This window comes from Senegalia sp. (in: firmicutes) (assembly GCF_052088025.1).
Classification (GTDB): Bacteria; Bacillota; Clostridia; order Tissierellales; family SIT17; genus Anaeromonas.
The window spans coordinates 33,623-50,767 of the sequence record NZ_JBQCYD010000009.1 but is presented as its reverse complement, the minus strand read 5'-3'; the positions used below and the strand labels follow the sequence as shown (position 1 = coordinate 50,767).

At 30.8% G+C, this 17,145-nt stretch carries 21 protein-coding genes; all 21 read left to right on the top strand.

The window, feature by feature from the left end:
* Positions 1-165 precede the first annotated feature (165 nt).
* Positions 166-1,350 (top strand): methionine adenosyltransferase, encoded by a 1,185-nt coding sequence (gene metK, locus ACTHUW_RS03780; protein WP_442198664.1) that lies wholly within the window; start codon positions 166-168, stop codon positions 1,348-1,350.
* Between the two features lie 129 nt (positions 1,351-1,479).
* The gene (locus ACTHUW_RS03775; RefSeq protein WP_442198665.1) at positions 1,480-1,701 is read left to right on the top strand and encodes a hypothetical protein; all 222 of its coding nucleotides are present in this window, start codon (positions 1,480-1,482) and stop codon (positions 1,699-1,701) included.
* A 181-nt stretch (positions 1,702-1,882) separates the two neighbouring features.
* Positions 1,883-2,440, top strand: a complete 558-nt coding sequence (locus ACTHUW_RS03770) for an RNA polymerase sigma factor (protein WP_442198666.1) — start codon at positions 1,883-1,885, stop codon at positions 2,438-2,440.
* 55 nt (positions 2,441-2,495) lie between these two features.
* Complete coding sequence (locus ACTHUW_RS03765) at positions 2,496-2,720, top strand: DUF1659 domain-containing protein (RefSeq protein WP_442198667.1); 225 nt, start codon at positions 2,496-2,498, stop codon at positions 2,718-2,720.
* Between the two features lie 31 nt (positions 2,721-2,751).
* Positions 2,752-2,967 carry a DUF2922 domain-containing protein gene (locus ACTHUW_RS03760; protein ID WP_442212515.1) on the top strand — a complete coding sequence of 72 codons (216 nt, stop codon included), beginning with the start codon at positions 2,752-2,754 and terminating at the stop codon, positions 2,965-2,967.
* 54 nt (positions 2,968-3,021) lie between these two features.
* Positions 3,022-3,177, top strand: coding sequence for a YvrJ family protein (locus tag ACTHUW_RS03755; protein ID WP_442212513.1), 156 nt, complete (start codon positions 3,022-3,024; stop codon positions 3,175-3,177).
* A 245-nt stretch (positions 3,178-3,422) separates the two neighbouring features.
* On the top strand, positions 3,423-3,992 hold the full coding sequence (locus tag ACTHUW_RS03750; protein ID WP_442197269.1) for a hypothetical protein: 570 nt from the start codon (positions 3,423-3,425) through the stop codon (positions 3,990-3,992).
* A 60-nt stretch (positions 3,993-4,052) separates the two neighbouring features.
* Complete coding sequence (recD2, locus tag ACTHUW_RS03745; RefSeq protein WP_442197270.1) at positions 4,053-6,281, top strand: SF1B family DNA helicase RecD2; 2,229 nt, start codon at positions 4,053-4,055, stop codon at positions 6,279-6,281.
* A gap of 2 nt (positions 6,282-6,283) precedes the next feature.
* Positions 6,284-6,925 carry a ComF family protein gene (locus ACTHUW_RS03740; protein WP_442197271.1) on the top strand — a complete coding sequence of 214 codons (642 nt, stop codon included), beginning with the start codon at positions 6,284-6,286 and terminating at the stop codon, positions 6,923-6,925.
* A 14-nt stretch (positions 6,926-6,939) separates the two neighbouring features.
* Positions 6,940-7,347 carry a hypothetical protein gene (locus tag ACTHUW_RS03735; RefSeq protein ID WP_442197272.1) on the top strand — a complete coding sequence of 136 codons (408 nt, stop codon included), beginning with the start codon at positions 6,940-6,942 and terminating at the stop codon, positions 7,345-7,347.
* 74 nt (positions 7,348-7,421) lie between these two features.
* Positions 7,422-7,709, top strand: coding sequence for a flagellar biosynthesis anti-sigma factor FlgM (gene flgM, locus ACTHUW_RS03730; protein ID WP_442197273.1), 288 nt, complete (start codon positions 7,422-7,424; stop codon positions 7,707-7,709).
* A gap of 8 nt (positions 7,710-7,717) precedes the next feature.
* Positions 7,718-8,203, top strand: a complete 486-nt coding sequence (locus tag ACTHUW_RS03725; RefSeq protein WP_442197274.1) for a flagellar protein FlgN — start codon at positions 7,718-7,720, stop codon at positions 8,201-8,203.
* A gap of 15 nt (positions 8,204-8,218) precedes the next feature.
* Positions 8,219-9,679, top strand: a complete 1,461-nt coding sequence (flgK, locus tag ACTHUW_RS03720) for a flagellar hook-associated protein FlgK (protein ID WP_442197275.1) — start codon at positions 8,219-8,221, stop codon at positions 9,677-9,679.
* A gap of 14 nt (positions 9,680-9,693) precedes the next feature.
* Complete coding sequence (flgK, locus tag ACTHUW_RS03715; protein WP_442197276.1) at positions 9,694-11,169, top strand: flagellar hook-associated protein FlgK; 1,476 nt, start codon at positions 9,694-9,696, stop codon at positions 11,167-11,169.
* A gap of 2 nt (positions 11,170-11,171) precedes the next feature.
* On the top strand, positions 11,172-12,098 hold the full coding sequence (gene flgL, locus ACTHUW_RS03710) for a flagellar hook-associated protein FlgL (protein ID WP_442199449.1): 927 nt from the start codon (positions 11,172-11,174) through the stop codon (positions 12,096-12,098).
* Between the two features lie 393 nt (positions 12,099-12,491).
* Positions 12,492-12,935, top strand: coding sequence for a flagellar assembly protein FliW (fliW, locus tag ACTHUW_RS03705; protein ID WP_442197278.1), 444 nt, complete (start codon positions 12,492-12,494; stop codon positions 12,933-12,935).
* Positions 12,936-13,154, top strand: a complete 219-nt coding sequence (gene csrA / locus ACTHUW_RS03700) for a carbon storage regulator CsrA (RefSeq protein WP_442197279.1) — start codon at positions 12,936-12,938, stop codon at positions 13,152-13,154.
* Positions 13,155-13,333: 179 nt separating this feature from the next.
* Positions 13,334-14,491 (top strand): flagellin N-terminal helical domain-containing protein, encoded by a 1,158-nt coding sequence (locus ACTHUW_RS03695; RefSeq protein ID WP_442197280.1) that lies wholly within the window; start codon positions 13,334-13,336, stop codon positions 14,489-14,491.
* Between the two features lie 432 nt (positions 14,492-14,923).
* Complete coding sequence (locus ACTHUW_RS03690; RefSeq protein WP_442197281.1) at positions 14,924-15,121, top strand: YjfB family protein; 198 nt, start codon at positions 14,924-14,926, stop codon at positions 15,119-15,121.
* A gap of 111 nt (positions 15,122-15,232) precedes the next feature.
* On the top strand, positions 15,233-15,604 hold the full coding sequence (locus ACTHUW_RS03685) for a flagellar protein FlaG (protein ID WP_442197282.1): 372 nt from the start codon (positions 15,233-15,235) through the stop codon (positions 15,602-15,604).
* A gap of 8 nt (positions 15,605-15,612) precedes the next feature.
* A partial coding sequence (fliD, locus tag ACTHUW_RS03680; protein WP_442212511.1) for a flagellar filament capping protein FliD occupies positions 15,613-17,145 on the top strand: 1,533 nt, incomplete at its 3' end.

The following is a 17,145-nucleotide window of genomic DNA, read 5'->3' as shown; positions in this document are numbered from 1 at the left end:
AGAGTTCCATTAGCTCAATCTCTTAAGGAGACTATGTAAGACCTAATTATTAGGCAGAAGTCGGTGAAACAGCAAGCTTAAGTAATGATTTTGAGGTTTCTAACAGAATCCTCTGAATTCATTCAGGGGTGGTTCAAGAGGTTTTTTTAATAGGAGGAGAAAAAAATGAGAAAATGGCTATTTACATCAGAGTCCGTTACTGAAGGACATCCTGATAAAATGTGTGACCAAATATCTGATTCAATATTAGATGAAATATTAAAAGATGATCCACATGCAAGAGTTGCATGTGAAACTACTGTTACTACTGGGCTTGTACTTGTGGCTGGTGAAATAACTACAACTACTTATGTAGATATTCCAAAGGTAGTCAGAAAGACAATTGAAGAAATAGGATATACTCGTGCAAAATACGGCTTTGATGCTGAAACATGTTCTGTACTTACTGCTATTGATGAGCAATCACCTGATATTGCTATGGGTGTAAATGAATCTTTAGAAAAGAGGACAGGTGGAAATGATACTGACCTTCCAGATACTGGTGCAGGAGATCAAGGTATTATGTTTGGATTTGCTTGTGATGAAACAGAGGAACTTATGCCACTTCCTATTTCACTTGCACATAAACTAGCTAGAAGATTATCTGAAGTTAGAAAAAGTGGAAGACTTGATTATCTTCGTCCAGATGGAAAGACGCAAGTTACTGTAGAATACTTAGGTGATAAGCCAGTAAAGGTTGATACTATAGTAATCTCAACTCAACATCATCCAGATATAGACATGAAAACTATTGAAAGAGATTTGAGGGAATTTGTAATAAGGGAAATAGTACCAGCAGAATTATTGGATAATGAAACTAAATACTATATCAATCCAACAGGTAGATTTGTAATAGGGGGACCTCAAGGAGATACTGGTCTTACTGGTAGAAAGATAATAGTAGATACTTATGGAGGATATTCACGCCATGGTGGTGGAGCATTTTCAGGAAAGGATCCTACAAAGGTAGATAGATCAGCATCATATGCAGCAAGATATGTAGCTAAAAATATCGTAGCATCAGGACTTGCAAACAAATGTGAAGTACAACTTGCATATGCAATAGGAGTAGCTGAGCCTGTATCTATTATGGTAGATACTTTTGGCACTGGAAAAATAGATGAAGAAAAAATAGAAAAGTTAATAAGAAAGAACTTTGATCTTCGTCCTGCAGCTATTATAAGGGATTTGGATTTACAAAGACCAATCTATAAAGAAGTTGCAGCCTATGGTCATTTTGGTAGGACCGATATAGATTTACCATGGGAAAAGCTAGATAAGGTAGAAATATTAAAAAAAGAATTAAAATAAGTAACCAAAATTAAAGCTAAGACATATAATATATTAGAAACCAAGTATCATTGTAGAGGTGAGAAAATGGTTATTTATATATTATATGTCTTTATTTATGTCTTTTTTATATATGGGGTATTAGAATTTTTGAAAAATGTCTATATAGGTTTTAATATACCAAAAAAATCTCGCCCTATAAAACTACTTATAGAAGATGATAGAGATTTGGAATTTATACTTTTAAACATAAAAAATCAATTTAGCCCCATTACACTTTTTATTGATCATGAAAATCAGGAAATTATAGACATGATAAGAGTCTTAGAAAATGACTATGATATAGTCATAGAAAATATAAGAAATATTTAAGATTCATGTAAGTTTAAATAGAAATCCCCTAAAAGCCTGCTTGAGAACATGAGTTCTCTTGTGGGCTTCTTTTATTTGCCTAGACTTTGATCAAGTCACGATTCGTAAAGCTAATCAAAAGAATATATTATCTATTTAACCGGTAATAAGGACTCGTGCACAGGTCAATAAGAGGTAGAAAATGTATAAGGAAATTGATGAATTACTAGTAAGGGCAAAATCAGGAGAAAGGAAAGCAAAATCTATAATATTAGAAAAGTACAAGCCACTCATACTTTCACAAATGAAGAAATATTATTTTGATGCAAATGAAGTAGATGATTTAATATCTGAAGGCTATGAAGTTATATTAAAGGGAATAGATAAATTTGATAGTGGTAGAAATGTTTATTTTTCTGGATATTTAAAGACTATATTAAGATATCATTATTTAGATAGGTTAAAGGCAAAAAAATACACTAGTTCACTTGATAAAAATATGGGTGATAGTGGTGACATAAGTCTACTTGATTTATTAGAAGCAGATGTGGATTTAGAAAATGAATATATATTAAAGGAATTAAATGAACAATTGATAGAAAAAATAGAAAAACTATCAAAAAGACAAAAAGAAGTTATAATACTCTATTATCTAGAAGAGTTAAGTGTATCCGATATTTCAAAGCGATTAGGAGTTACCTATAGGACTATTATAAACACAAAAGTAAATGCCATAGAAAAATTAAAAAAATTAATATAGTACATTTTTGATCTTCCTTCTATATTTAAAGTGTAGGGAGAAGGAGGTGATAATGATGGCAGTAAATTCAAAAATAAACTCATCAAAAGTTAAATTAGAGCTTCAAAATGGTTTGGATGAATATGGTAAGGATATCTTAAAGTCTAAAACTCTATCTCAAGTCAAAGTTGATTCAAGTGATGAAAATATCTATGACAGCATGCTAGTATTTACAGGTTTACAGCAATTACCATTAGTAGCTGTAAAGAGAATTGATGAAAAAGAAATAGAAATGGCATAGTTGATTAGAAATTTAAAATGGAGGTGAAAAGATGAGTAAAAAACTAGAGCTTATATTTAAAAATCAAATGGATAGAATTAGTAGAATATCAGTGGATGAACCAAGGGAAGATCTGACAGAACTTGAAATAACAGAGGCAATGAATGCTTTGATTGAAAAAAATATATTCAAAACTTCAGGAGGGGATTTAAAAACAATATCTGGAGCTAGAATAATCACAACACAAGTAGAAGAATTAGAAGTTTAAGATAAAAGGGTAGGCACAGCCTATCCTTTTTTAAAATAAGGAAAGGAGGATAAAATGGAAATCATATTCACACAAATTGCTAATTTGGGTTTTCCTATAGTAGTATCAATATTTCTTCTAGTTAGAATAGAAAGTAAATTAACTGATATCACTTCTAGTATAAATAAACTCACAAAAGCAATAATATCAAACCTAGGAGAGGAAGCCTGATGGCTTCCTCTTTTTTGTATATCCCTTCAGTATTTTTTGCTCCTATTACAAATCCAGAAAATGCAATTAAAATTAATAATAAAAAGAACAATAATATCATCAAAGTATTTTTAATATAAAACACTCCTTATAATCTGTCTTAGTATTATTGTCCCTATATTAAAAATATTTATACAAAAATAAGAAATACTATTTACACGAATGTTTGTTCGATGTATAATAAATTTAATAGGAGGAATAGAGTCATGAAAAATTTAGAAAAAATGCAAATAAACAAAATAATTGCTATACTACCAGTTTATTTAGACATCCAGGGGAATTCTACAAGAATAATTTTAGAAGACAGCGAAGATATTTTCATATATTCAAGGGTAAACAGGGTCATGAAAAATATAGCAGGATATTATAGTTTGGATTTGAGAAAATTAAGAGATGAATATGGAAAAATTATAGAAAGTAAAAACATGGTACCAATACCACTTACAAAAAGAGATATATTTATACCAATAAAACTTAGAAAACCCATATCAAAAAATGATGGCTCAGTAGGATATTTTAATCTGAAATATATTGATGATGTAATAGAAAAGAGAAAGGAAGTATATATAAAAACATTAAAATCAAAGACCAAGGTAATGAACACCAAATCAACAGTTATAAAGCATATAAATGAAGGAAAACTTGTAAAAAACCTATACATAGAAAAGATGAATGATCAAATATGTGAAGATCATGCAAAGTACTCCCTTCCAGCCACAAAAGAAGATATAGCACTCATAATAAAAGAAATAGTAGATATAAAAAGAAGGCTTTAGTGTGATATAATTAGAAAAGTAACATATATAACTTAGTATTAATTCTTGGAGGTATTATAAGTGATTTCAATTAGTGGTTCAGTAGAAGAGATAATATTTAAAAATGATACAAATGGATATGTCGTAGCTATACTTGAAACAGAAGATGATGTAGTTACCATAGTAGGATATATCCCAATAATAAATATAGGTGAAACCATAAAGGTAGAAGGAAACTGGGAAAACCATGCTACATTTGGTCAGCAGCTAAAAGTAGAGTCTTATGCACCAGTTGTACCAGCCACCTTAAATGGAATAATAAATTATCTATCATCTGGACTAATATTAGGAATTGGACCTAAAACAGCAGAAAAAATAGTAGAAAGATTTGGAGAAAATAGTTTAGATATACTTCAATATGATCCACAAAAATTAAAGGAAGTAGAAGGCATAGGAAGTAAAAAGGTAAAAAAAATAGCAGAATCATTTAGTGAACAAAGAGAGCTAAGGGATGTAATGCTCTTCTTACAACAATACTCAGTAAGTTCAAAGTTTGGCATAAAAATATATAAAAAATATGGAAATAAAACCATACAAAAGATAAAAGAAAATCCATATAGATTATCAGAAGAAGTATTTGGCATAGGATTTAAAATGGCAGATAAAATAGCAATGGAAATGGGCATAGAACATGACTCAGTATATAGAATAAGGGCAGGTATAAAATTTGCCCTATTAAAATCATCAGCTGGGGGACACACCTATATTCCAAAAGATATGCTCATAAACAAGGCAAAGGAAGTGCTTGCAATAGATGAAGTGAGCATTGACAATGGCATAAGGCAAATGACTTTGGATAATGATATAAAACTTGAAAATATAGATGGAGAGATAGTAGTATATTCACTAGCATTTTTCACAGCAGAAGCAAATGTGAGCAAAAGATTGATAGAACTTTCAAATGTAGAATTAAAGGAATTAAATATAAATGCAAAAAAAGAAATAGAGCAAATAGAAAAAGAAAATGAAATTAAACTTGCAAATAGACAAAAAGAAGCAATAGAAGAATCCATCAAAAATGGAGTGCTTGTAGTAACAGGAGGGCCTGGTACAGGAAAGACCACAACTATAAACACCATAATAAAGATATTTGAAAAAGAAGATTTAAAGGTGACACTTGGAGCACCAACAGGACGAGCTGCAAAGAGAATGGCTGAAGCAACAGGCAGAGAAGCTAAAACCATCCATAGATTGCTTGAATATTCCTTTATAGATGAAGAAATAGGAATGGCCTTTGGTGTAGATGATGGAACACCTATGGAAAGTGATGTAGTTATAATAGATGAAGTATCAATGGTAGATATATTGCTTATGAATCATTTACTAAAGGCAATAATGGCTGGAACCAGGCTCATACTAGTAGGAGATGTAGATCAGCTGCCATCAGTAGGAGCAGGAAATGTATTAAAGGATATAATAGATTCAAAATTAATAAAGGTAGTAGAATTAGATGAAATTTTTAGACAAGCCAAAGAAAGCATGATAGTAGTAAATGCCCATAGAATAAATAGTGGAGAATATCCATATTTAAATAAAAAAGATAAGGATTTCTTCTTCCTTAGAAAAAATGATCCAGAGCAAATAGTAGATACAATACTAGAACTAGTTCACACTAGACTGAGGAAATTTAATGGCTATGATCCCATACGTGATATTCAAATATTATCTCCCATGAAAAAAGGAGATGCAGGAGTAAATGCATTAAATACAAAAATTCAAGAGAGATTAAATCCTAAATCAAAAATTAAAGCTGAGAGAAAAATAGCCGATACTATATTTAGGGTAGGCGATAAGGTAATGCAGATAAAAAACAACTATAATATGGAATGGGAAATAAGGGAAAATAACAAGGTGGAAGAAAAAGGCAAGGGAGTATTCAATGGTGATGTAGGGATTATAGAGAAAATTGACAATGAAGAATCAGAACTCACAGTAAAGTTTGATGATGATAGACTTGTAGTATATCCCTTTTCTGGGCTTGATGAACTAAGACTTTCCTATGCCACAACAATTCACAAATCTCAAGGCTCTGAATTTCCAGTAGTTATAATTCCAGTAATGTGGGGGCCACCTATGCTACTTACAAGGAACTTATTATATACAGGAATAACTAGGGCAAAGGAGCTAGTAGTACTAGTAGGAATGGAAAAATTCCTGGGAAATATGATAAGTAACAACAGGATAACAACAAGATATTCAGGACTTTCAAAGCGATTAAAGGATATATTTAATATATATATGAGGGACTAAATATGAAAATTTTTAAAAAAATAATAGACTTGATTTATCCAGAAAAAAACATATGTTTCATATGCAATGAATTTGATGAATCGATTAAAAATCATCTGTGTAGTGAATGCAAAAGTAAATTAGAATTTATAGACCATCAAATAGAAGATCATATAATATGTCCTTTAAAGTATAATGATAAAATACGCGAAATCATATTTTCATATAAATATAGTAAAAATCCCTACCTATATAAAATGCTAGGACCTATTGTCCTTGAAGAATTAGAGAAAAGAAAAGGTATAGAAATAGATTTGATAGTGCCAATACCAATGTCAAAGAGGAAAAAAGCCAAAAGAGGATTTAATCAATCAGAACTTTTAGCTAAATATCTATCAGAAAAACTAAATATAGAGATGGACACGAAAAATTTGATAAAACACAAAAAAACCAAATCTCAATCAGGCCTATCAAAAGCTTTAAGGCGAGAAAACATAAAAGGAGCCTTTAGCATAAAAACAAATGTATTTGAAGGTAAAAGTGTACTTATAGTAGATGATATCATGACAACAGGAGCAACATATAATGAAGCAAAGAGAAATATAATGGACAAGGGCGCCAAAAAAACATATTTGATAACAATAGCAAGTGGCAGAGATGATTAAAGGGGTGAATGTATATGAATATAAAAAACTGTAAGAAATGTGGAAAGATATATAGCTATGATGGATTTGATAATTGCTACGCTTGTAGAAATGAAGAAAATGATATGTATCAAAAGGTGAGAGAATATATCTATGATAATTCAAATGCTGATATAAACAAGGTATCTCAAGCAACAGAGGTGCCTAAAAAGAAAATATTAGAATTTTTAAGGCAGGGAAAACTTGAAATCAAAGAAGGAAGCAATCTCATATTAGATTGTGAAAGATGTGAAAAGCCTATATCATCAGGTAGATTTTGTGATAAATGTATAAATGAAATGGATATGGAATTAAAGGGAGTATTAAGAGAAGATAAGTTGAAAAAGGAAGAAGAACAAAGATATAGAAATGCAAACAAATTAAATGTAAAAAATAGAAGATAATTTACACTATAGCTAAAGTTTCACCTCACTATTGCCGATAGTATATATAGAAAGGCAAAAGTGAGGTGTTTTTTATGAAAATATTTAATAATGGAAATATAAATAAAATCCAAAATGCATATAAGAACAACAGCATAAAGTCAGATCAAAAAATAAAATCAGATAAAAAAGATGAATTCACTATATCAGATGAAGCCAAGATGATACAAAAGGCTATAAAACTAGCAAAAAACTCACCTGATATTAGAGAAGAAAAAATAAAAGAAATAAAAACTCAAATGAAAAATGGAAACTATAATATAGATTCAAAACTGGTAGCAAAGAAGATATTAGAAGATATCAATAGTAGAAAAGGCCTATAGGTGATTATATGAAAGAACTAATAGATATACTTATAAAAGTATTAAATGAAGAAATAGATGTATATAGCGAGTTACTTAAAAAATTACAAGAAAAAACAGATATATTAATATCGGGAGATTTAAAAGCATTAGATAATATAACAAAGGAAGAATATTCTATAATAGAAAAATTATCTAAATTTGAAACATTACGTGAAAAAGTTATTTTTAATATTGCTCATAAAGAGGGATTAAAAAAGGACATAAATATAAAAGAAATCATAGATATCTTACAGGGAAAAGAAAAAGAAAGACTTTCAAATTCAAGAGAAAAGTTAATCAAATTACTAGATGAGGTTAAAAATAAAAATGAATTAAATGGCACATTAATAAAGGATTCACTTGATTATATAGATTTGAATATAAATGTATTTACAAACAGGGATAACAATTTGACCTATGGAAAAGGAAAGGCAAAATCTGAAAATATATCATTGTTCAATCAAAAGGCATAGAAAGGGGTAATTATTTTGTTTCAAGGATTATCAACAGCAATATCAGGATTATATGTAAACAAAAAGGCATTAGATACAGTAAGTCATAATATATCAAATAGCACAAACCCCAACTATGTAAGACAAGATGTCATTCAATCAGATGGGCATTATCAGGATATGGTAGGAGTAAAGGGCTCTATAGGAACTGGAGTAAATGTAGCAAATATAAGACAAATTAGAGATAGGTTTTTAGACGAGCGCTATAGGTCTGAAGCAGAAAGCACAGGATATTGGCAGGCTCGAACCGATATATTTTCACAAGTAGAAGAGATAATGAATGAACCAGGTGGTTCAGGACTTGGTGAAGTGATGAATGAACTATGGAATAGTTTCGATGAACTCGGAAAAGATCCAGAAAATCTTACAATAAGAGGAATGGTTAGAGAACGCGCTATAGCCTTTGTAGAAACAGTAAATCATACATCCAATCAATTAAATTCCCTTAGAGTAAATTTGAACAAGGATATATCAAATAAAGTAAATGAAATAAATAATATGGCAAAAGATATAGCAAAACTAAATTCTACTATCACATTAAATGAAGCATCAGGAGTCAAGGCAAATGATCTTCGCGATAAAAGAAATGCACTAATAGATAGATTATCAGAAGATATAAATATAAAATCAGTAGAAAATCAAAATGGATCAGTTGATGTATATGTAGGTGGAGTCATGCTTGTAAGTGGAGAAGATTCAAGAGAGATGCAAGCAAAAGCAGATAAGAATTCATTCTTTCAAATAGAGTGGAAGGATATGAATGAAACCAAGGTAGAAATAAAGGGTGGATATCTAAAGGGAATAATAGAAGGGCGAGGAGGTTTTGATTCTACAGATGAAAAATACACAGAAGTCATACCTAGCCTTATAAATAGATTAGATAATTTTGTAAAGGGAATTGCAGACAAAGTAAATGCAATCCATGAGGGTGGTAAAACACTTACAGGAGATCCAGCAGGAAAATTCTTTGTAGGAAGTGGAGAATCAGGTGAGATAACTGCAGGCAATATAAAATTAAATGATAATTTAGATACCTTAAACAATATAGCTGCATCAGGAACAGGAGAAAGAGGAGATGGAACTATAGCTAAGGCAATAAGGGATATAAGGGATAGTAATCTTTTTTCAGATACAAATTCAGATAAGGATGATGGTCAGCAACACAATTTGAGTATTACTCCAGATAACTATTACAGGTCCATTATAGCAGACATGGGAGTAGAAGCAAATAAAGCAAATATAATGAATAAAACTCATGGTACCATAATTTTAAATATACAGGGACAAAAATCAGCCATATCAGGAGTATCAATGGATGAAGAAATGACTAATATGCTTAAATTTCAACATTCATACACAGCAAATAGTAGGCTTGTAAATGCAATAGATGAAATGATAGACAATGTGGTAAACAGAATGGGTAGAGTAGGAAATTAAAGGAGCGAAGATAAATGAGTGGATGGATAGGGTTTAATACAGCAGTATCAGGACTTCTTGCAAGTCAAAAAAATCTATATACAACAAATCACAATATATCAAATGTAAATACAAAGGGATATAGTAGGCAGCAAAACACACAAGAATCCAACAATCCACACAATATAGCTGGACTCGGATTTTTAGGTACAGGTACAAATATTACTGAAGTAAATAGGGTGCGTGATTCATATTTAGACTTCAAATACTGGGGAGAAAATGCTCCAGTAGGAGAGTGGAATATAAAAGAAGAAGCACTTACAGAAATATCACATGTTTTTAATGAACCATCAGATTCTAGTATAAGGAAAAATTTAGATGAATTTTTCACATCCCTAGAGTCACTTTCAACAAATCCAGGCGATGATGCAAATAGAGCACTCGTTCGTGAAAAGATGATTTCACTGACTAAATATATAAATTCAACAGCAGAAAATTTAAAATCTACACAAAATGAAATCAACTTTGAAGTAGGCACAAATATAAAGAAGATAAATTCTTATTCAGATAGGATATCAGGACTTAACAAAGAAATATACCTAATAGAACTAAATGGATCAAGTGCAAATGATCTCAGGGATAGTAGGGATTTATTGGTAGATGAATTATCAGAGATAGCAAATATAAATGCGTCAGAGACCAATGGTAGATTCAAAGTATCAATAGGTGGAGTAGCACTAGTAGATGGTGAAGTGTCAAACAAATTAAAATATCCAGCACCAACTATAGGAAACCCATTAAACAGTGAAGAAAAATTATATCAATTAGAATGGGAAAATGGAAACAAACTAGAATTAAAGTCAGGGACGCTCAAAGGACTTATAGATGTACGCGATGGTGATGGAGTAAACCAGGAATATAGGGGAGTACCTTTTTATATGAAAAGATTAAATGATTTTGCAAAGACCTTTGCAAAAAATATGAATGATATTCATAAAGAAGGCTTTAACAGAAATGAAGATGATGAAATAAATATGTTTGAACCGAGCAGTGGCACAAATATTGATGCATCAAATATAAAGGTATCAGAAGCTATACTAAACAATCTAGATAATATAGCAGCAAGTTCTAGTCCTGATGTTGCCGATAAAGAAAATAATGACATCATAAAGAAGTTGATAGCAGAACGTGATAACAATGAATTCTTTACTGCAAAACCAGATAATGATAATGAGCAATTACCACAAGGTACACCAGATGATTTCATGAAATCAGTATTATCAACGCTCGCTGTAGATGGCCAACAATCTATAAGAATGGGCGAAAATGGAAAGGTAATAGTAGAAGGAATAGATAAAAGACGCCAATCAGAATCAGGAGTTTCCCTAGATGAAGAAATGAGTAATATGGTCAAATTCCAACATTCATACAATGCAGCAGCAAGAATGATAACAACAATAGATACAATATATGATGTGACAATAAATAGATTAGGACTTGTAGGGAGGTAAATATGAGAATAACAAATAATATGATGATTAGCAATATGATGAGAAATGTAAATAACAATTTAGAAACATTAAGTAAAACTAATGATAAGATGACAAGTGGGAAGAAATTCCAACTCCCTTCAGATGATCCAATAGGAGTATCAAAATCACTAAAGTTCCATACAGATTTATCCAGAATAGAACAGTACAAAAGAAATGTAGATGATGCAAATAGCTGGATGGAAATAACAGAATCAAGCGTTTCACAAATTGGTGATGTACTTCAGCGTGCACGTGAACTTACAGTACAAGGAGCAAATGGAACAAACACAGCTGAAGACAAGGAAAAAATATCAGCAGAGATAAAGCAACTTAGAGAACAAGTAATAAAGGTAGCAAACACCAAATATGCAGGACGAGGAATTTTTTCAGGCTATAAAACAGGTAGTGATTTAATAGGTGAAGATGGCAAATATAATATAGATTTAGCTATAAATGAAAAGACCGAATACAATGTGGGTTCAGCAGATACAATAGATGTAAATATAGTAGGGACACGATTATTTGGAGCGGCAAATGGGAGCTATGATGCTGAATTAGTATCAGCAGGTGAAAAGCCTGAAATGATAGCTGTGTTTGATAGGCTTATAGATGGTCTAGATACAGATGATAGCGAAAGTATAAATGAATCACTTGGTGAAGTAGATGATACAATAAGCAATCTACTTTCAGTAAGGGCAGAAATAGGAGCAAAGACCAATAGATTAGAGTTAAATATGAATAGATTAGAAGATCAAACACTAAGTGTAACAAAACTATTATCAAAAAATGAAGATGCAGATATAGCAAAAACAATAATAGATCTTAAAACCCAAGAAACAGTGTATCAAGCATCCCTTCAAGCAGGAGCAAGAATAATACAGCCATCATTAATGGACTTTTTAAGGTAGAATATGTATTAGTCGTGTCATCCTGAATGAAATGAAGGATCTTGTTTTTAACTTTGTCATCCTGAGTGATAGCGAAGGATCTTGTTCAATAATCGATTGATTTGAAAGGACATTCACCAGACAATAAATCAGAGAAAATCTAGCTTTAGTTTTGATATAAATCCTAACCGCCGCAAATTGGATAAGGCGTCCAAGGCGGCTGATGAGAAAAGCATCTCATCCACAGATTTATATCTGCAACTTTCAGCTGATTTTCTTAGCTGATTTATTGTAAATGGTTCATTAACCTTTCAAATAATCTTACTATAGTGTGAAAAGCCTGTCATCCTGAGCTTTATATCTGTCATTCTGAGCATAGCGAAGAATCTTATAATTAAAGAAAAGAGGTGCCATATGAAAATAAACACCAAAAACTTTGGTCAAATAGAAATAGAAGAAAAAGATATATTAAACTTTCCAAGTGGAATGCTAGCATTTGAAGACCAAAAAGAGTTTATAATAATAGAAAACAAGGATAGTGAAAATCCATTTCACTATCTTCAATCTTTAAATGACAGCAACCTAGCATTTGTAATAATAGATCCATTTATATTCAAAAAAGACTATGATATAAATATTCCAGATTCAGTAGTAGAAAACTTAGAAATAAACATCCCGGAAGATGTGAAATTATACACAATAGTAACGGTACCAAAGAACCTAAAGGAAATGACAGCCAACCTATCAGGACCTATAGTAATAAACACAAGAAACAATAAGGGAGCACAAGTAGTATTAGACAATTCACAATATAGCACAAGATATCCAATATTCAAAAAGGAAAGCGAGGCTATATAAATGCTAATACTAACAAGAAAAAAAGATGAAAGTATCATGATAGGAGATAATATAGAAATAATAGTAACAGGCATAGAAGAAGGAAAAGTAAAACTAGGAATAAAAGCCCCAAAAAATATAGATATACACAGAAAAGAAATATATGAAGAAATTAGAAAAGAGAACAAAGAGGCAGCAAGTGGGGAAGTGGATTTGGCTAGTTTGAAGGGATTGTTTTAAAACTTCCAAAACTTTTTTCAAAAAACACTAAAGTTTTTAAAAAATATACCGATAGTATATATGTAAGCAAATAAATATAATATTTACATATCGGCCGAATGTAATATCATATTTATTATAAATAAGCCTTAAAGGCAAGGATGCCGAATAAAAGGTAAAATTCAGGGAGGAATATAAAAATGAGAATTAATCATAATCTAATGGCAATGAATACTCACAGACAATTAGGAGTAAACTCTGCAAACTCAGAAAAAAATGTAGGGAAATTATCTTCAGGACTTAGAATTAACAAAGCAGGGGATGACGCAGCAGGATTAGCAATATCTGAAAAAATGAGAGGACAAATTAGAGGTTTAAATCAAGCTTCAAGAAATGCTCAAGATGGTATTTCAATGATCCAAACAGCTGAAGGTGCTTTAAATGAAACTCATGCTATACTACAAAGAATGAGAGAATTAACTGTACAATCTAATAATGATACAAATACAAGTGAAGATTTAAATGCAATTCAAGAAGAAATCACACAATTAACAACAGAAGTAACGGATATTGCTACTAGAACTGAATTTAATGGTAAAACACTTTTAAAAGGTACAGTAGGACTTAAGTTAGATGCTGCAGATAATGGTGATGCTGATACTGTATTAACTGGTCATACTGTTGATGTTTCTGCTGCTGATGCAGGAAAAACATATACATTTAGTTATACTGATAAGAATACTACAATATCATTATCAGATGGAACTACTAGTCAAACTGTAAATCTATCTGGAGCTATTGGAGCTTATTCAGCTGGAGATGTTTTAGATTTTGATAAATTAGGTGTAAAGGTAACATTAGGTTCAGCAGATACATTTAATTCAACTACTGGTATAGATATTAATGATAAAACTTTAATTACAGAAGATGATTCTACAGTAGCTGGAAAATCTACTTTGCAAATTGGTGCTAACAGTTCTCAAACTTTAGATATTTCTATGTCAGATATGAGAGCAACTAATTTAGGTTCTACAGCAACCCCTTCTTTTGCTTTAGATGGTGTTGATGTGACTTCACAAAGGTTTACAGATAATCTAGCAGTTATAGACCAATCTATAAAGGATGTATCTGCAGAGCGTTCTAAATTAGGAGCTTACCAAAATAGATTAGATCATACAATCAAGAACTTAGATACTTCAGGAGAAAACTTACAAGCTGCTGAATCAAGAATTAGAGACGTTGATATGGCTAAAGAAATGATGGAATTCACTAAGAATAATATTCTTTCTCAAGCAGCACAATCAATGTTGTCTCAAGCTAATTCTGCACCTCAAGGAGTATTACAACTTCTAAGGTAGATTTAGTAGGGACCCTTAAAGGGTAACTTTTAAAGGATAATTGGGTGAATTGCTGGAACTTCCTTAAGAAGACTAAACTACAACGCAAACTGAAAAGTTAAACGTGAATGTTTAAAAATTAGTCTTATTGGATAATCAGCAGCCAAGCTCCTGTATCGAAAGATTGGAGAAGGTTCAACGACTAAGATATACGGTCTAAGCAATTTTATTGTATGGCTATGAAATCTATAGAGGAGAGGCTCCTCGAAGTGCCCAACAACCAAAAGATATATATTTGGTTGAAGATATAGTCTGGCAGGTAGTGAAAGCTATTTGATGGTCCGCAAGCAAACCAACAGCCTCAAGGAGTATTACAATTATTAAGATAATTATATTAAAATTAAGAGCTAGAGAAAATTCTCTGGCTCTTTTTGACATAAAGGAGCTGTTAATATGGATATAGCTGCATTATCTATGGCACTAAGTCAAGCACAAGTAAAACAACAAGCATCTTTATCAGTCATGAAACTTGCTATGAATAAGGATCAAACTCATATGAATGATATGATGAAAATGTTAGATACAAATACTAAAACAATGGAAATGTCAGTAAAGCCTCATATTGGAGGAAGTATTGATATAAAATTATAGTTACTTTAAGATCACTTACAAATAAGTGGTCTTTTTTGTGCCTAAAACTAAAGTTAATCCTACTTCATGCCGATACATATATTAGAAAACTAAATAGTGAGGGTGATCTGTATGTCTGTAGAAGGTATTGCTGGTTCACAAATGATGAATAATAGACCTATGATAAATAAAGAATTAAATCCGAAGGCACGTGAAGAAGATAATAAGCAGATGGTAGAGGTATCAAATGATAATGGAAATATTAAAGAAAAAAAGGTAAGTAAGGAAGAATTAATACATGCAGTAAATACAGCAAATGAATCTTTGAAGTCAGATAATAAGGAATTAAAATATTCTATACATAAACAAACTAATACTATAATGGTAAAATTAGTTGATTCAAAAACTAAGGAAACAATAAAAGAAATGCCTCCTGAAAAGATACTTGATATGGTAGCAAAGATGTGGGAGATGGCTGGACTTTTTGTTGATGAGAGGAGATAGGTGATAATATGTCTAATACAATTAGACTTACAGGTATAGCATCAGGAATGGATACTGATACTCTAATAAAGCAAATGATAGATGCAGAACAAATTAGAGTGGATAAGGTAAAACAAGGTAAACAATATGCTGAATGGAAGATAGAAGGATATAGGAATACTATAAATGATATAAGAGGATTTAAAGATAATTTTTTTGACTTTTTAAAGCCTAAGAATAATATACGTTCACCACAAACCTTTAACACCTACAAAGTAAATTTAGGTAGTGATGATAATAATAGATATCTTGATATATCAGCAAATAAATTATCAGATTTAGCTAATAAAAATATTAAAAGTATAACAAAAGCTACCACAGCAAGTGTTACTGGTAGTGAGTTATCAAAAGCAATAAGTGGTAATGGAGATTTAAATATCACAGCTGGGACTAGATTTGATATGACTTTTAATGGTGTTAAAAAAACAATTGAAATAAATGATATATCAGAATTACAAGGAAAAATTAATGAAGCTTTTGGAGAGAATAAAGTAACAGTGGAAAATGATGGTGGGAAAATAAGTTTTTCTACAGAAAATACTAATACATTGAAATTATCTGAAGTGGAAGGAAATATAGGTCTTAGAAATCTGGGTTTTTATAATGATGCTACAAGTGAATATTCAAACCTAACAAATAAGATAGATTTAAATCAAAATATATCTGCTATAAAAGAAACCTTTGGAAATAGCTTTGCTCTATCAGATAATGGTAAAATAGAATTTAAAATTAATGATATAGAATTTTCTTTTGATCCATCATCTACTTCTATAAATGATATAATTAAGGAAGTAAACAATAATAAAGATTTACAAGCTAATATGAAATATGATGAAATAAATGATAAATTGACTATAGAATCAAGTGCTACTGGATATGCTAGTGAATTAAAGATAGAAGATATGAACAATTCTTCTTTTATATCCAATGTATTAGCTAGTGGAACCTTTCATGGAACAGATTCAAAATTAGAATTTGATGATGGAACTGTTATTGAAAGATCTACAAACAACTTTCAAATAGATGGCATGACTTTTAATCTCAAAGAAAATGTTTCTAATGCAAATATGGATATATCTATAAATAATGATACAGCAAAGACTAAAGAAACTATAGTATCTTTCATAGAAAAATACAATGAATTAGTTGATAATATAAATGGAAAATTATCTGAAAAGACATTTAGAGATTTCAAACCACTTAGTGATGCTCAAAAAGAAGATATGAAAGAAAGTGAAGTAGAAAAGTGGGAAGAAAAAGCTAAGTCAGGTATTATGAAAGATGAAAGAGCACTTGATTCTATGTTATCTTCTATGAGACGTGCACTATATGAATCTGTAGAAGGTGCTGGTATATCTTTAAATGATATGGGCATACAAACTACTGAAAACTATAGGGAGCGTGGAAAACTAGTTATAAAAGATCCTGAAAAACTGGATAAAGCATTAGCTGAAAATAGTGATAAAATAGCTCATTTATTTACAAATCAATCTGATAATTAT

What these genes read in the sequence shown, in the direction of transcription:
- metK (WP_442198664.1), top strand. Translation starts at nt 166, where the DNA reads ATGAGAAAATGGCTATTTACATCAGAGTCCGTTACTGAAGGACATCCT.
- ACTHUW_RS03770 (WP_442198666.1), top strand. Translation starts at nt 1,883, where the DNA reads ATGTATAAGGAAATTGATGAATTACTAGTAAGGGCAAAATCAGGAGAA.
- ACTHUW_RS03765 (WP_442198667.1), top strand. Translation starts at nt 2,496, where the DNA reads ATGGCAGTAAATTCAAAAATAAACTCATCAAAAGTTAAATTAGAGCTT.
- ACTHUW_RS03760 (WP_442212515.1), top strand. Translation starts at nt 2,752, where the DNA reads ATGAGTAAAAAACTAGAGCTTATATTTAAAAATCAAATGGATAGAATT.
- ACTHUW_RS03755 (WP_442212513.1), top strand. Translation starts at nt 3,022, where the DNA reads ATGGAAATCATATTCACACAAATTGCTAATTTGGGTTTTCCTATAGTA.
- ACTHUW_RS03750 (WP_442197269.1), top strand. Translation starts at nt 3,423, where the DNA reads ATGAAAAATTTAGAAAAAATGCAAATAAACAAAATAATTGCTATACTA.
- ACTHUW_RS03740 (WP_442197271.1), top strand. Translation starts at nt 6,284, where the DNA reads ATGAAAATTTTTAAAAAAATAATAGACTTGATTTATCCAGAAAAAAAC.
- ACTHUW_RS03735 (WP_442197272.1), top strand. Translation starts at nt 6,940, where the DNA reads ATGAATATAAAAAACTGTAAGAAATGTGGAAAGATATATAGCTATGAT.
- flgM (WP_442197273.1), top strand. Translation starts at nt 7,422, where the DNA reads ATGAAAATATTTAATAATGGAAATATAAATAAAATCCAAAATGCATAT.
- ACTHUW_RS03725 (WP_442197274.1), top strand. Translation starts at nt 7,718, where the DNA reads ATGAAAGAACTAATAGATATACTTATAAAAGTATTAAATGAAGAAATA.
- flgK (WP_442197276.1), top strand. Translation starts at nt 9,694, where the DNA reads ATGAGTGGATGGATAGGGTTTAATACAGCAGTATCAGGACTTCTTGCA.
- flgL (WP_442199449.1), top strand. Translation starts at nt 11,172, where the DNA reads ATGAGAATAACAAATAATATGATGATTAGCAATATGATGAGAAATGTA.
- fliW (WP_442197278.1), top strand. Translation starts at nt 12,492, where the DNA reads ATGAAAATAAACACCAAAAACTTTGGTCAAATAGAAATAGAAGAAAAA.
- csrA (WP_442197279.1), top strand. Translation starts at nt 12,936, where the DNA reads ATGCTAATACTAACAAGAAAAAAAGATGAAAGTATCATGATAGGAGAT.
- ACTHUW_RS03695 (WP_442197280.1), top strand. Translation starts at nt 13,334, where the DNA reads ATGAGAATTAATCATAATCTAATGGCAATGAATACTCACAGACAATTA.
- ACTHUW_RS03690 (WP_442197281.1), top strand. Translation starts at nt 14,924, where the DNA reads ATGGATATAGCTGCATTATCTATGGCACTAAGTCAAGCACAAGTAAAA.
- ACTHUW_RS03685 (WP_442197282.1), top strand. Translation starts at nt 15,233, where the DNA reads ATGTCTGTAGAAGGTATTGCTGGTTCACAAATGATGAATAATAGACCT.